Source organism: Streptomyces sp. NPDC043176 (assembly GCF_056436715.1).
In genome coordinates this window covers 91,757-105,657 of sequence record NZ_JBWKCA010000021.1, presented here as the reverse complement: position 1 = coordinate 105,657, position 13,901 = coordinate 91,757, and the positions used below count along the sequence as shown (strand labels likewise).

Annotated in this window: 13 protein-coding genes and 1 pseudogene; 7 read left to right on the top strand and 7 right to left on the bottom strand. The window is 73.6% G+C overall.

The genetic code is table 11. The features are described 5' to 3' along the window. Positions 1-156 precede the first annotated feature (156 nt). The 3 genes from AC067A_RS28925 to AC067A_RS28915 all read left to right on the top strand — a co-directional run bounded on the left by AC067A_RS28925 (position 157) and on the right by AC067A_RS28915 (position 2,178). On the top strand, positions 157-795 hold the full coding sequence (locus tag AC067A_RS28925; protein ID WP_479245464.1) for a DNA alkylation repair protein: 639 nt from the start codon (positions 157-159) through the stop codon (positions 793-795). A 44-nt stretch (positions 796-839) separates the two neighbouring features. After that, a complete protein-coding gene (locus AC067A_RS28920; protein ID WP_479245416.1) occupies positions 840-1,457 on the top strand; it encodes a TOPRIM nucleotidyl transferase/hydrolase domain-containing protein in 618 nt (205 codons plus the stop codon). Positions 1,458-1,530: 73 nt separating this feature from the next. After that, positions 1,531-2,178, top strand: a complete 648-nt coding sequence (locus AC067A_RS28915) for an alpha-ketoglutarate-dependent dioxygenase AlkB family protein (protein ID WP_479245415.1) — start codon at positions 1,531-1,533, stop codon at positions 2,176-2,178. 226 nt (positions 2,179-2,404) lie between these two features. Here AC067A_RS28915 and AC067A_RS28910 read toward each other — a convergent pair whose 3' ends face one another. Further along, the gene (locus AC067A_RS28910) at positions 2,405-3,403 is read right to left on the bottom strand and encodes a LacI family DNA-binding transcriptional regulator (protein ID WP_479245414.1); all 999 of its coding nucleotides are present in this window, start codon (positions 3,401-3,403) and stop codon (positions 2,405-2,407) included. A 236-nt stretch (positions 3,404-3,639) separates the two neighbouring features. Between AC067A_RS28910 and AC067A_RS28905 the strand changes: the two genes are divergently transcribed. Next, the gene (locus AC067A_RS28905; protein WP_479245413.1) at positions 3,640-5,940 is read left to right on the top strand and encodes an RICIN domain-containing protein; all 2,301 of its coding nucleotides are present in this window, start codon (positions 3,640-3,642) and stop codon (positions 5,938-5,940) included. A 26-nt stretch (positions 5,941-5,966) separates the two neighbouring features. Here the strand turns inward: AC067A_RS28905 and AC067A_RS28900 are convergent, their stop codons facing one another. From AC067A_RS28900 to AC067A_RS28890, 3 genes are all read right to left on the bottom strand, one after another. Next, positions 5,967-8,369, bottom strand: a complete 2,403-nt coding sequence (locus AC067A_RS28900; protein ID WP_479245412.1) for an ATP-binding SpoIIE family protein phosphatase — start codon at positions 8,367-8,369, stop codon at positions 5,967-5,969. Positions 8,370-8,509: 140 nt separating this feature from the next. After that, positions 8,510-9,493: an ROK family protein gene (locus AC067A_RS28895; protein ID WP_479245411.1), complete on the bottom strand. Its 984-nt coding sequence runs from the start codon at positions 9,491-9,493 to the stop codon at positions 8,510-8,512. A gap of 286 nt (positions 9,494-9,779) precedes the next feature. After that, a complete protein-coding gene (locus AC067A_RS28890; protein WP_479245410.1) occupies positions 9,780-10,010 on the bottom strand; it encodes a hypothetical protein in 231 nt (76 codons plus the stop codon). On the opposite strand from AC067A_RS28890, the pseudogene AC067A_RS28885 reads away from it, so the two are divergent. Both AC067A_RS28885 and AC067A_RS28880 read left to right on the top strand, forming a co-directional pair. Continuing rightward, a pseudogene (locus tag AC067A_RS28885) lies at positions 9,931-10,101 on the top strand (ABC transporter permease); the annotation flags it as partial. The gene AC067A_RS28890 and the pseudogene AC067A_RS28885 overlap by 80 nt on opposite strands. Beyond that, positions 10,049-10,444: a hypothetical protein gene (locus AC067A_RS28880; protein WP_479245409.1), complete on the top strand. Its 396-nt coding sequence runs from the start codon at positions 10,049-10,051 to the stop codon at positions 10,442-10,444. The pseudogene AC067A_RS28885 and the gene AC067A_RS28880, both read left to right, overlap by 53 nt. A gap of 77 nt (positions 10,445-10,521) precedes the next feature. On the opposite strand, the gene AC067A_RS28875 is transcribed toward AC067A_RS28880, so the two are convergent. Genes AC067A_RS28875 through AC067A_RS28865 form a run of 3 tightly spaced genes read right to left on the bottom strand, consistent with a single transcriptional unit; the run spans position 10,522 to position 11,800 of the window. Beyond that, positions 10,522-10,962 carry an SRPBCC family protein gene (locus AC067A_RS28875; protein WP_479245408.1) on the bottom strand — a complete coding sequence of 147 codons (441 nt, stop codon included), beginning with the start codon at positions 10,960-10,962 and terminating at the stop codon, positions 10,522-10,524. Positions 10,963-11,003: 41 nt separating this feature from the next. Continuing rightward, positions 11,004-11,339 carry an ArsR/SmtB family transcription factor gene (locus AC067A_RS28870; protein ID WP_479245407.1) on the bottom strand — a complete coding sequence of 112 codons (336 nt, stop codon included), beginning with the start codon at positions 11,337-11,339 and terminating at the stop codon, positions 11,004-11,006. Then, positions 11,336-11,800 carry an SRPBCC family protein gene (locus AC067A_RS28865; RefSeq protein WP_479245406.1) on the bottom strand — a complete coding sequence of 155 codons (465 nt, stop codon included), beginning with the start codon at positions 11,798-11,800 and terminating at the stop codon, positions 11,336-11,338. Before AC067A_RS28865 ends, AC067A_RS28870 begins: the two co-directional genes overlap by 4 nt. An 899-nt stretch (positions 11,801-12,699) precedes the next feature. Here AC067A_RS28865 and AC067A_RS28860 point away from each other — a divergent pair. Then, on the top strand, positions 12,700-13,866 hold the full coding sequence (locus tag AC067A_RS28860; protein ID WP_479245463.1) for an FUSC family protein: 1,167 nt from the start codon (positions 12,700-12,702) through the stop codon (positions 13,864-13,866). Positions 13,867-13,901 lie beyond the last annotated feature (35 nt).

Sequence of the window (13,901 nt, the reverse complement as noted above, 5' to 3'; positions counted from 1 at the left end):
CGTACCGTGTGGCCGCCGTGTTCCGCGTACGTCACCATGACGGCGAGGGCCGCCGCCGTGACCCGCGTACGCTGCCGGCCGCCCGCGCGTCGTACGCTGAAGCCCGCACGTGACGGACGGGAGGCCGAGGTGGCCGAGACGGTGTTGGCCGAGGTGATGGCCGAGCTGGCCGCGCTGGAGGACCCGAGGGCGCGGGCCGTGAACGAGCGGCACGGCGACGACCACGGCGTGAACCTCGGCAAGCTCCGCGCGCTCGCGAAACGACTGAAGACGCGGCAGGACCTCGCCGACGAGCTGTGGGACACGGACGACACCGCGGCGCGCCTGCTCGGCCTCCTCGTCTGCCGGCCGAAGGCCTTCGGCCGGGACCGGCTCGACGCCATGGTGCGCGAGGCGCGTGCCCCCAAGGTCCACGACTGGTTCGTGAACTACGTGGTGAAGAAGAACCCGCACGCCGAGGAACTCCGGGTCGCCTGGTCCGCCGACCCCGACCCCGTGGTCGCGAGCGCCGGCTGGGCGCTCACCACCGAACGCGTGACCAGGAAGCCCGACGGCCTCGACCTCTCGGGGCTGCTCGACGTCATCGAGGCCGAGATGAAGGACGCCCCGGACCGCCTCCAGTGGGCCATGAACCACTGCCTGGCCCGGATCGGCATCGACCACCCCGAACACCGCACGCGCGCGATCGCCGTCGGCGAGCGCCTGGAGGTGCTCAAGGACTACCCGACCTCCCCGGGCTGCACCTCCCCGTTCGCGCCCGTATGGATCACGGAGACGGTCCGCCGGCAGGGGTGATTAATTCCGTACCGCGCCGGTCGCCGGACGTGCAGACTCGCCCCATGGCAGACATGACGGCGTTCCACGACCAGATCGGCGACTGGGCGGCAGGCGGGTCCGGCGACACCGCGAGGGACCTGGCCGTGGGCCTGGAGCTGCGTACCGCCGTCCTCCTGGAGGGCCCGAGCGACCTCGCGGCCGTGCGGACGCTCGCCGCGATGCGGGGCCGGGACCTCGCGGCCGAAGGCGTGTGCGTCGTCTCGATGGGCGGCGCGATGAACGTCGCCCGGTACGCCTCGCTGCTCGGCCCGCCCGGACTCGGCCTGCGCCTGACCGGTCTCTGCGACGCCCGCGAACAGCCGTACTACGACCGCGGCCTCCGGCGCGCCGGCGCATCCCCCGAGGACGTCTTCGTCTGCACGGCGGACCTGGAGGACGAACTCATCCGCGCCCTCGGCCCGCCCGCCGTCGAGGAGATCATCCGCGTCGAGGGCGACCTCCGTCCCTGGCAGACCTTCCTCCACCAGCCCGCCCAGCACGGCCGGCCCCGCCACCGGCAGCTGCGGCGCTTCCTCGGCACGAAGAAGGGCCGCAAGATCCGCTACGGCACCCTCCTGGTCGAAGCCCTCGACCCGAGCCGCCCGCCGGCCCCCCTCGCCGACCTCCTGGACAGCCTCTGACCCCGCGGACACCGCAGGAGCCCCCACTCTCCGGATTCGCTCATGTGTTCGGTTTATTGATTATGCTGGCCCCGTGACCGCAGCACGATCCGACCTGCCCGGACTCCAGGGATCCCTCTTCGACCAGGGCGACGACATCCGGTTCGGGCCGCTGGACGGGATCCGGCGGACCGGGCTGGACGGCGGCGCCTGGATCGACCACCTCCCCGGGTGGCTGCACGGGGCCGACGCGCTGTTCGAGGAGCTGGCCGCCCGGGTGCCGTGGCGGGCCGAGGAGCGGCCGATGTACGACGACGTGGTCGCCGTACCCCGACTGCTCGCCCACTACCGCGAGGGTGCGCCACCCCCGCACCCCGCCCTGACGGAGGCGCGGGAGGCGCTCGGCGCGCACTACGCCGCCGAACTCGGCGAACCGTTCGCCACCGCCGGCCTCTGCCTCTACCGCGACGGGCGCGACAGCGTCGCCTGGCACGGGGACCGCACCGGGCGCTCCGCCACCCACGACACGATGGTCGCCATCCTCTCCCTCGGCGACCCCCGCGACCTCGCCTTCCGTCCCCGGTCCGGCGGCCCGACCGCCCTCCGGCTCCCGCTCGGCCACGGCGACCTCGTCGTGATGGGCGGTTCCTGCCAGCGCACCTGGGAACACGCCGTCCCCAAGACGACCCGCGCCGTCGGACCGAGGATCAGCGTCCAGTTCCGGCCGCGTGGGGTGCGCTGAGGGCGCGGTGCGCGAGCGGTGCGCCCTCAGCGGGCGACGAAGGCGATGCGGCCCGCCGGCGGCCTGCCGCACCGGCGCCGCGAGGAGGGTTGCCACGGGGCCTGCGAGGAAGGTTGCCACGGGGCCCGCGCGGAAGGTCGCCACGGAGCCCGCGCGGAGGCCCGATCGACGCGACACCCTCCATCCCTGTCCGGAACGTCCGGCAGGGCCCTGAGGCGGACACTTCCTAAGCCGCGGGCCCGGTGCTGTCGCGGACGACGAGTTCGGGGCGCAGGAGCCTGCGGGGGACCGGGGAGGGGCCGGGGGCCGTGCGGTCGCGCAGGAGCAGCTCGATGGCCTGCCGGGCCATCTCGCGCTTGGGCAGGGCCACGCTGGTGAGCGCGGGCCGCGACAGGAGGCCCTCGGGGCTGTCGTCGAGTCCGACCACCGAAAGGCCCCGCGGCACGGGCCGGCCCGCCTCGCGGGCCGCCACGAGGGCTCCGGCGGCGAGGACGTCATGGGTGGCGAAGAGCGCGGTCGTCTCCGGCGCCGCCGCGAGCGCCGCGTGCGCGGCGGCGATGCCGCCCCGGAACGACGGTTCGGGCGCCAGGTGGACCGCCCGGTCCGGGACGGTCACCCCGTCGACGGCGAAGGCGCGCCGGAACCCCTCCACGCGCACGGAGTGGGCGGGGCTGGCCAGGACGGCCACCCGCTCGTGCCCGAGTTCGCGCAGATGGCGCCCGGCGAGGTAGCCGCTGTGCTCGTAGTCGATGGTGACCACGGGGAACCGCTCGGGCACGTCCGTCTCCCACGCGCAGAGGACGACGGGGAAGCGGGCGTGGGCCAGCAGCGGCAGGTGGTCGATCAGGTCCTGGTCGCCCGCGATGAGGAGGGCGTCCACCGACCGGCTCGTCAGACCGGCCAGATGGCGCCGGGCCCGCTCCCCGTCCCGGCGGGTGGTGCAGAGCAGCAGACGGTGACCGTGCTCCTCCAGGACGTCCTCGACCGCCTCCACCAGGTCCGCGTAGAAGGCGGTGACGACGGTGGGGACGAAGAGGCCCACCGTTCTCGTGCTGCCGGTCGCCAGCGAGCGGGCCACCAGGTTCGGCAGGTACCCGAGCTCGTCGATCGCCGCGCGCACCCGCGCCTCTGTGGACGGCCGGACCGCGACCCTGCCGCTGATGACGTTGGAGACGGTCTGCTTCGTGACGCCCGCCCGCTCGGCCACGTCCTGCATCGTCACCATGGCGCGCCCTCGTTCTGCCGATCAAAGACCAGGGCACCGTAACCGCGCCTGATCGGCTGGTCAAGGGCGTGATCGGCCGGTCAGGGGTGTGAACGCGCTGCGCACAGGGGGCGGTTGATGCTCGGTACGGAACGAGCGAATTCTGCTCCACATCTTGTTTTACCGGTCAAATGAGCCGTACGTTCTGCGCCGAGCTGCTCGCTGCCACGCGGTCCCCCCACCCCTAAGGAGCACCTGTGCCAGGCACCCGGAGGAGACTGGTCGGCGCCCTCGCCGCCACGACCATGGCCATGGCGGGCGGCGGCGCTCTCACAGCGCCGCCGGCGTCCGCCGACGCGTCCGCCGCCATGCACCACGTCGCCGACGCGTCCCCCGTCCCCACGTACCACGTCGCCGACGCGTCCGCCGTCCCCGCCTACACCGTCACCGTCGGTTCGAAGGGTTCGTGGACCCGTCCGGACGACACGCCCGCCGCCCCCTACATCGACAAGGACGGCACGTTCTACTTCCAGCAGGCGCACGCCCTGTACGCCGCGAACGACCCCCGCAAGTGGACCTTCTACACCGGCACGGACTTCGACACCGCCACCCGGTCCGGCGCGATCAGCGACGCGGTGAACCCCGCCAACTCGGCGGACAGGAACAACGACACCACCTGGCGGTGCAACAACAGCCCCACCGGCGTCGAGGCCACCGCCGCGCCCGCGGGCTCGTCGTACGCCCACCGGAACTACTGCGACCTGGCGGGCGTGTGGGTCGATCCGGACACCGGCGACTGGTACGGCCTCGTGCACAACGAGTTCACCCCCCAGCCGTTCGGCGACGGCGTCCACTACGACGGGATCGACACCGCCGTCTCCAAGGACCAGGGCCGGACGTGGACCGTCAAGGGCCACGCCATCACCTCGCCGTACAGCACCGAGCGGGGCGACACCGCCGCCTTCCCGCAGCAGACCTACCACTACGGCGACGGCGACCAGCGGCTGTTCGCCGACACGGCGTCGGGCTACTTCTACGCCTTCTACGGTTCGCGCGTCGTGGAGAAGGGCGGCGGCTGGAAGGCCTTCCACGCGCACGTCGCCCGCTCACCGATGTCCGCCAAGCTGGCCCCCGGCTCCTGGCAGAAGTGGTACGACGGAGCCTGGTCCCAGCCCGGCGTCGGCGGCCGGGAGAGCAACATGGTGCCGGTCGGCGCCACCGGCACCACCGGCTACACCCCGGTGTCCGGCGAGTACGACCCCGCCACCGCCGGCACGGTCGGCCAGCAGGTCGCGGCCGGCAGGATGCCGCCCACGTCACCGCTCTTCGTCATGGACATCACCTACAACGCGTACCTGGGTCTCTACATCGGCCAGCCGCAGGCCGTCGACCAGAGCGGCAAGGCGCCCCAGCAGATCTACGCCACCACCGACCTCACCACCCAGAAGTGGTTCCTGCTCGGGGACACCGGCAGCCACACCAACGCCTCCTGGTACCGCTGGTTCCTCGACAGCGTGAACAAGACCGGCTCCGGCATCGTCGGCAGGAACTTCCGCTCCTACTGCTCGTTCGGCTGCTCGGGCGGATCGTCCGGCGAATACGTCAACCTCACGGTCGGCTCCTCCGCCCCCGCCGCACCCGTCGACACGAGCAGGACGTACCGGATCTCCGGCGCCGGCGGCCGCGTCCTCGCCCAGGTCTCCGGCGGCACCGCCACGACCTCCGTGGCCACCGCCACCGGATCCGCCCTGGAATCATGGGTGTTCAACGCCAACGGCGACGGCTCGCACCGCATCTCCAACGCCTCCACCGGACAGCTCCTCGGCGTCGACTCCACCACCACCGGCCAGCGCGCCTGGGGCACCAGGCCCACCGTCACCGCCATGCCGCCCGGCGGACCGAGCGTCGGTCAGCAGTGGTTCGTCATCCCCGGCGCCTCCGCCGCCGACGGCACCGCGACCGGCGCGTACCGGCTCGTCAACCGCTACAGCGGACTCGTGATCGGCCTGTCCTCCGACGCGGCACGCCTCGCCGAGACCGTCCCCACCCGCAGCTGGACCAACACCACCGGCAACGCCGTGGGCGGGACCCGCGGAGCCGCCGAACAGACCCTGACCCTCACCCCGACCGGCGCGGCCCCCGGCGGCGTCGCCGACGGTCCCCACACCCTGGTCACCGGCGGCAAGGCCCTCGACGACCCCGACCACAGCACCACGGCGGGCACCCAGCTCATCACCTGGACCCCGACCGGCAACGCCAACCAGACGTGGAACCTCACCCGGAACTCCGACGGCTCCCACACGCTCGTCAACGCCGAGTCGGGACTCTGCGCGGACGTCGAGAGCGGCTCCACCGCGGCGGGCGCCAAGGTGATCCAGTGGACCTGCACCGGCGGACAGAACCAGCGCTGGAGCCTCACCCCACTGGCCAACGGCACCTACACGGTCGCTTCCCGCAAGAGCGGCCTGCTGCTCACGACGGCCTCGACCGGCAACGGCTCCGCGGTGACCCAGCAGCCGGACACCGGCACACCGCGGCAGCAGTGGACGATCACCTGACGTGACGGCGGGGCCCCGCCGCCGCGTCAACCGCGCGGCGGCAGGGCCTGCTCGGTCCAGATCGTCTTGCCCGAACGCGTGTACCGGCTGCCCCACCGGTCGGTGAGCTGGGCGATCAGGAAGAGACCCCGGCCCCCCTCCTCCGTGGCGTGGGCCCGGCGCATCCGGGGCTGGGTGCCGCTGCCGTCGGAGACCTCGCAGATCAGTGACGCCGCCCGGATCAGACGCAGCCCGACCGGCCCGCCCGCGTAGCGGATCGCGTTGGTGACCAGCTCGCTCGCCACCAGCTCGGTGGTGAAGGCCAGTTCGTCCAGATCCCACCGCGACAGCTGGGCGAGGACGCGCGCACGGGCCTCGGCCACCACCGACGGGTCCGCCGCGAAGGTCCATGCGACGCTGTCGGACGCGGGAACCCCGCGGACCGAGGCGAGCAGCAGCGTCACGTCGTCCGACAGCGGGCCGGGCACCAGGTCCCGGACCACCTCGGGCCCCACCTCCTCAAGGGGTCTGCCCGGAACCAGCGCCGCCGACAGCGCGTGCCGGAGGGCGGCCATCCCCTCGTCCAGATCCGCGTGGCCGCGCTCGATCAACCCGTCCGTGTACAGCGCCAGGAAACTGCCGTCCGCCACCTCGACCTCGACGGGCTCGAAGGGCAGGCCGCCGACCCCGAGCGGGGGGCCGGGACTGAGGTCGACGTACACGACGCCGCCGTCCGGGGCCACCAGCGCGGGCGGGGGGTGCCCCGCGCTGGCCACGAGGCACCGCCGGGTCACCGGGTCGTACGTCATGTACAGACACGTGGCGCCGAACGACCCGAAGGCGATCTCGGTGCCGGGCGGCCGCATCGCCTGGGCCCCGTCGGCGTCGATGGCGAACTGGGACACGAGGTCGTCGAGGTGCGTGAGCAGCTCGTCGGGTTCGAGGTCGAGGTCCGCCAGGGTCCGTACGGCGGTCCGCAACCGCGCCATCGTCGCCGTGGCCTGGAGCCCGTGCCCCACCACGTCCCCGACGACCAGCGCGACCCGGGCGGAGGACAGCGGGATGACGTCGAACCAGTCCCCGCTCACCCCGGTGGCCGTGTCGGTCGGCAGGTAGACGCTCGCGGTGTGCACGGTCGGGGTGTCGGTCGAGGACGAGGGCAGCAGGCTCCGCTGGAGACCGACCGCGGCGTTCCGCTCCCGGGCGTACCGGCGCGCGTTGTCCACCACCAGGGCGGCGCGGGAGGCGATCTGCTCCAGGAGGGCGAGGTCCTCGCCGGTGAACGGCGGACGGTCCTCGCCGCGGCCGACCCTGATCCGACCGAGCAGGGACCCCCGCGCGCGCAGCCACGCGCTCATGCCGTACGCGCTCCCGAGCGCGTCGTGCGGTTCCACCCCCTCCTGCGCCGGGTCCGACCACACCCGGCCCGACAGCGTCCCCCCGGTGTCCACCGCGACCATCGCGCCGGTCGCGAGCCCGCCGGGGGACGCGCCGGGTCGGGTGCCGGGACCGGGGGTGGTGCCGGCCACCGCCGTCCGGCGCAGGGCGTGGTCGTGATGGAGCTCGGGGGCCGGCTCCTCGTGCGTGAAGACGGCCTCGGTGACGTCGACGACCGCGACGTCGGCCAGCGCCGGGACGAGGACGTCCACCAGATCCCGGGTGGTCTCCTCGGCGGAGAGGTTCGTGCTCAGCACCGTCGTCGCCCGGTGCAGCAGGTCGAGACGGCTCTGCGAGAGCCGTTGCTCCGTCACGTCGACGAACAGGGCCGTCACTCCCATGACGAGCCCCTTCGCCCCCTGTAGGCGGAACGCGGACAGCGCCATGGTCCGCCCCGCCCCCGGATCGACCTGCGTGCGGACCTCCACGTCGATGCCGACCAGCGGGATCCCCGTCGTCAGGACCTCCCGCAGCCCCGTGTCGATCACCCGGGCGTCCGCCTCGCGCAGGAAGTCGCCCAGCCGCAGCCCGTACAGATCGCCGGGCACGCCCGAGTAGGGAAGGAGGTGGGTGTTCGTCCGCACCAGCCGCAGCTCGTTGTCCAGCACCGCGAGGCCGATGCGGTCCTGGAGGAACAGCTCCCGCATGAAGGCGTGGCCCTGGCGCCACTGGGAGACCAGCACCCTCGGCGCGCCGATCACCAGGAACTCCCGCGCCTGCCCGGTCCGCTCGCCGTCGACCAGCGGCAGTACGCGGAACTCCACCTCGCCACCGCCGTCCGGCGCCAGCTCCGCCCGTCCTTCCCAGACCGGCCCGTCACGCTGCTCGAGGACCTTGCGCCAACGCGCGGGCACGGCGAGGAGATCGCGGACCCTCCGGCCGTGCAGGTCCTGCGCCGAGCACCGCAGCAGGCTCTCCGCGGCCGGCGTGCACCTCAGAATGGTCCCCCTCGCGTCCACCACGAGCCCGGCCGAGTGCCCCGCGTCGAGGGGGTCGTCGCTCCCGGGAGTCATCAGGGTCCACACTCCCTCCGGCGCCTGGGCGGCCGGGAACGCCACCCACCACCACTCTGCCCCCGCACCCGCCCCTCGGCGCGCCGTACTCCTCCGAATGGCCGGGGAACGGACGGTGGGGGAGTGGCACGTGGCGGGCCTCAGCGCGCGGCAGGCCGGAGCGACGGCGTGACGTCCGCCGCCCGCCAGGCGGCGAGCCCCGCTCCCAGGCAGCCCGCCCGGTCCCCGAGCGCAGCGCGCACCACGTCGGGCCGCCGCTGGAAAGAGAGCCGGCGGGCGAGGGCGGCGCGCAACGGGTCGAGGAGGAGACCGCCGGACTCGGCGAGACCGCCGCCGATGACCACGACCTCGGGCGCGAGCAGTGTCGCCGCCGTGGCCAGCGCCGCCGCCAGGGCGTCGACGGCCCGGTCCCACACCGCACGGGCGTCGGGGTCCCCCTGGACGAGCATCGCCGCCACCTCGGCGGCGCCGTCGACCTCCCTCCCGGAGCGCGCCGTGTACGCCGCGCCGACCGCCGCCGCCGACGCGACGGTCTCCAGACAGCCCCGCCCGCCGCAGGCGCACGGGGCGCCGTCCGCTTCGACGACGACATGGCCCAGCTCGCCCGCGTAACCCCCGGCACGTACCGCGCGCCCGTCGCTGAGCACGGCCGCGGAGATGCCGGTCCCGATGGGGACGAACCACGCGTCCCGCGCGCCCCGTGCCGCGCCGAGGCGGCATTCGGCGTCGCCCCCGGCCCGTACGTCGTGCCCGAGTGTGACGGGCAGCCCCGTCGCGCGTTCGAGGACGGCAGCGAGCGGCAGGTCGCGCCAGCCGAGGTTGACGGAGTGGACCGCCGTCCGCGTCTCCTCGTCGACGATGCCGGGGACCACCACGCCCGCGTTGCGGACGGTCAGTCCCCGCGCGGCGGCGCTCGCGTCCAGGCCGCGCAGGACCGCGGTGATCTCGCCCACGACGGCCTCCGGACCCGACCGCCGGGGCGTCGCCGCGCGCACGCCGTGCAGGGTGTTCAGGTCGCGGTCGAGCAGGGCGCCCTTCATCCCGGTCCCGCCCACGTCCAGCGCGATGACGCAGTCGCGCCCGCCGGCCCCGTCACGCTCGGCGGACATCGCTGTGCTGGGCATACCTGACGGCTCCTTGTGAGAACGGTGCGCGCACCGAGGATTTCGATGCGTGAATCTGCTCGTAAAGTCACGCATCGGCGCAACTTCGAGCATCTTGGGTGTGAGGGTACGAGGGCGCGGCCTGCCCGTCCAGGGGTGGCCGGGCGCACGGCCGACGACATCGTCGCCGCCGCCCCCGGAGCCTCGTCATGACCCCCACCAGCACCCCCGCACCGACCTTCAAGGGCTCCGGGGGCGACGGCGGCCGCGCGTCGCGCCGACCCGCGTTCCTCTCCGGCGTCGGCGGTCAGAACATCAGCCTCATCGGAGCGCTCCTGGTCGTCCTCGCCCTGTTCGGCGTCCTCGACGACGACTGCCTGAGCCTGTCCAACATGCAGGTGATCGCCGAGGCGGCGACCATCACCGGACTCCTCGCCATCGTCCAGACCGTCGTCGTCATCTGCGGCGGCCTCGACATCTCCGCCGGCTCCCAGGTCGGCGTGGCGTCCGTCGTCAGTGCGATGGTCTTCACCACCACGGGCTCGGGCGCCTTCCTCGGCATGGCGGCCGCCGTCGGTGTCGGCCTCCTCGTCGGGGCCCTCAACGGCGTGGTCATCGTCTACGGACGGGTCAACCCGACCATCGCCACCCTCGCCGGGCTCGCCGCCTACAAGGGCCTCGCCCACCTCCTCTCCGACGGCCGCGCTCACCGCCGTCGCGCTCACCGCCGTCGCGCTCACCGCCGTCGCGCTCGGCGGCGCCGCGCTCGGCGGCGCCGCGCTCAAGGGGGGCAAGGGCGGCATCGGCGGCACCCTGCTCGCGGTGGCGCTCCTGGGCTGTCCGGAGAACGGCCTGATCGTCCAGGGCATCAACACCTTCTGGCGGAACGTCGCCCAGGGCGCCCTTCTCGTCATCGCCGTCGTCATCCAGCAGCGCCGCGGCGGCGAACGCGCCGTCGGCCTCCCGCACTGACGACTCCCGCCCCTGACCGGCCGGCCGCGCCTTGCGCGCGACACCGGCCCTCCGAGGGGCGGGAGTTCGCCGATCCGCTAATGCCAGTTGCTGATCCTGACGTCGCGCGGGGCGGGCTCGCCCTCGCCGGTCTCGACCAGCTTCTTGAGGCTCATGAGGAACGTGGCCCACTTGGTGCTGCAGTGGTACATGAACTCCACGGGCTGCTGCCAGCCCGCGTGCCGGAACAGCACGATCGTGTAGCCGTCCTCCTCCTTGAGGTCGAAGTGGACGTGGGTGCCGATCCACTCCTCGGGGCCGTCGACGACCTCCCACCGCACGCGCTCGTCGGGCTTGGCTTCGAGGACCTTCATGTCGAACCCGCCGGGCTCGAAGCGGAAGCGGATCACTCCGCCGACGTCGGGATCCCCGGTCGTGTCCTCCGTCCACCAGCTCGCCAGCCCGTCGACCGTGGTCAGGGCCGCGTAGACGGCGTCGGGGGTCGAGGTGACTCCGATCCTGTGCAGGATGTCCAGCATGGCGCTGCCTCTTTCTCGTGAGTGTTGCGTCCCTCGTGGGATCAGTCGTCCTGGCCGCGCTCGATCGCCTCGGCGAGGCGCTTGATGCGCTGCAGCCGGGCGTCCCAGGCGGTGCCGACCGAGGTCAGCTGCGCCACGGCGCGGGCGAGTTGGGCCTCGTCGACCTCGTAGCGGCGCTCGCGTCCGTACGGCTTCACGTGGACCAGCCCGACCCGGTGGAGGACGCCGAGGTGCTTGGCGACCGCCTGGCGGGTGATGGGGAGGTGCTCGCTCAGCGTCGTGGCCGTCCCGCCGCCGGTCAGCAGCAGGTCGAGCATCCGCCGCCGGGTCGGGTCGCCGACCGCGGTCCAGAGCTCGTCGTCGACGGTGACGTTCACGGCGTCGACACCAGCCGGGCCACGTACGTGACCAGGCGGGGCAGGAAGTGGTCCCATCCGGAGACGTGCTCGCGGTACTGCTCTTCGAGCACGGCCGCCTCCCAGCCCTTCTCCCGGAACCCCGTCTCGGTGAACCGCAGCAGGGTTCCCGCGCCGGACGGGATCAGTTCGAAGACCACCAGGAGCGAGTTGGCGGGCGTCGCGGCCTCGGCCCGGTCGTACACCCAACGGAAGGAGAACCGCCGCGGCGGGTCCGCCTCGACCACCGTCACCGGCACGACGTTCGCGTCCGGTGAGGTCCGGTCGCCGAACGTGATGACCCCGGTGCCTCCGGGCACCGGCTCCAGCTCGGCCTCGTCCGGCCACCACTCCCGCAGGTGCTCGGGCCTGCTGACGACCTCGTAGACCACCTCGGGCCGCGCGTCGATGTGGATCTCGCGCTCGATGCTGCCGCGTTCCATGCTGCTCTCCCAGTCTCTCGCAACCTTTGGTTGCGTAACAACTCTAGGGCCGGCCCGCGGCATGTGCAACATCTGGTTGCGTTAAAGGAGTGGTCGGAGGTGGCCCGGGAGGGCGACCGGGGGCCACACCGGTGTCGGCGTCCCCCGTCGGCCCATCCGCCGCTGGACGGGGCCGGCGTCGGCCGCCACCCCGTGGAGGAGGGTCGTCCTGCCGATCCCGCAGGGGCCGCGGAACCCGAACGCTCCGGGGCGGGGCACGGCTCCCGGGGCCCGTCGTCTGTCGGGCCGGTGGTCTCAGTGGTTCCAGTGGTCCCGCTCCGGGAGTCGGACCCGCAGGTCGGGCGGGCCGGCGATCGGGCGGGCGTCCGCCGGGCGCAGCCCCGTGAAGGAGCACGCGTACGCGACCCGCCGGGCCGGTTCCGCGACGACGTCCGGCGAGCCGAACGCCGCAGCCCTATGCGGGGGCGCCCCGCTCCGGACCTCCGGATCGGCCCCCTGCCCGAGCCGACGCCGGACGTCCTCACCATCGCTCCCGTCCCAGCCCACGCCGGCCCGGCCATCCCCGCGTGTCATCACCGCGCCCCTCCCCGGCGACCGGCGGGCTCCACGAGCCCGACCCCCACACGGGTCCGACACCCGACGGCCGCGGGCAGGCCCGGCCTGCGGGAAGCGGCGGCCCCGCGTGGGATCCGTACACCTGGGCAGGCGTTCCGGGGCGGCCGGGTGCGTCCGGGCAGGCGCCGGGCCGGGCCCGTATGGAGGGCAGTGCGGGGACTCCGGTGTGCGCGAGGGGCGGGGGAGGGAAGGGGTGACAGGCGCGGATGGAGCGGGACGGCGGCGGCGATGGGAGGCGGCGGGTGGCACGACGCGGCGTGCGGAGCGGGCGGTACACGGAGACCGTGGGGCGGTTGCGGCGTGATCCGTTCGTCGTGCAGACGGTCCGGTCGACGGCGGCGGCGACCCTGTCGTACCTCGTGGCGCTGTGGCTCAGCAGCGAGCCGGCGCCGCTGACCGCGCCACTGACGGCACTGCTCGTCGTCCAGGTCACGCTGTTCTCGACGCTCACCACCAGTCTGCGCCGGGTCAACTCGGTCGTCGTCGGCGTGCTCATCGCGATCGGGTTCAGTGCCGTCGTCGGGCTCTCGTGGTGGAGCCTCGCCCTGGTCATCCTGGCCTCCCTCGTCGTGGGGCGGCTCGTGAAGGTCGAGGAGTTCGTCCCGGAGGTCGCGATCAGCGCGATGCTGGTGCTGGGGGTCACCCAGGTCGCCCACACCGCGTGGGACCGGGTCCTGGAGACCCTCATCGGGGCCGTCGTCGGGCTGCTGTTCAACCTGGTGCTGGCCCCGCCCGTCTGGGTGGACACGGCGGGGGACTCCATCGAGGACCTCGCACGACGGATGCGCCGGCTGCTGCTCGACGTGGCGGAGGAGTTCGCCGGCGCGCCCCCCGTCGAGCGGGCGGTGGCACGGCTGCAGGAGGCGCGACGGCTCGACAACGACGTCGCCGACGTGGACGCCGCGCTGCGCACCGCCGAGGACAGCCTGCGCTTCAACCCGCGCGTGAAAGAGGGCCTGTTGCACCGCATAGTGCTGCGTACGGGCCTGGACACCCTGGAGATCTGTGCCGTCGTGCTGCGCGTGCTCACCCGGACCCTGGCCGATCTGGCGAAGGAGCGGTCCGGCGCGGACCTGCTGCCCCGCCGGACCGCGCTCGCCGTACAGGAGACGGCACAGCACACCGCCGACGCCTTCGTCAGCTTCGCCGTGCTCGTCACGGCCTCCGGCAGCGAGGCGGCCGAGGCCGCCGAGGAGCGGCTCGCGGGCGAGCTGCGGGCGGCCCGTGCCTGCCGGGGCGGCGCGGCCGACCTGCTGCTCGCCCTCGCCCTGCGGGACCCCGACCGCTGGCAGCTCTACGGAGCCCTGCTCGCCGAGATCGACCGCGTCCTCGACGAACTCGACCCCGAACACCGGGGCCGGCGTCTCTTGGAGGAGCTCGACCGGCACGGCCGCGAACGCCGGGGCCGTCTGACGGCACGCCGTTTCCGGCGTGCCTCGGCGCGGGCCTGAACCCTCGGCATCCCCGAGGGTGCCATTAATGGCTC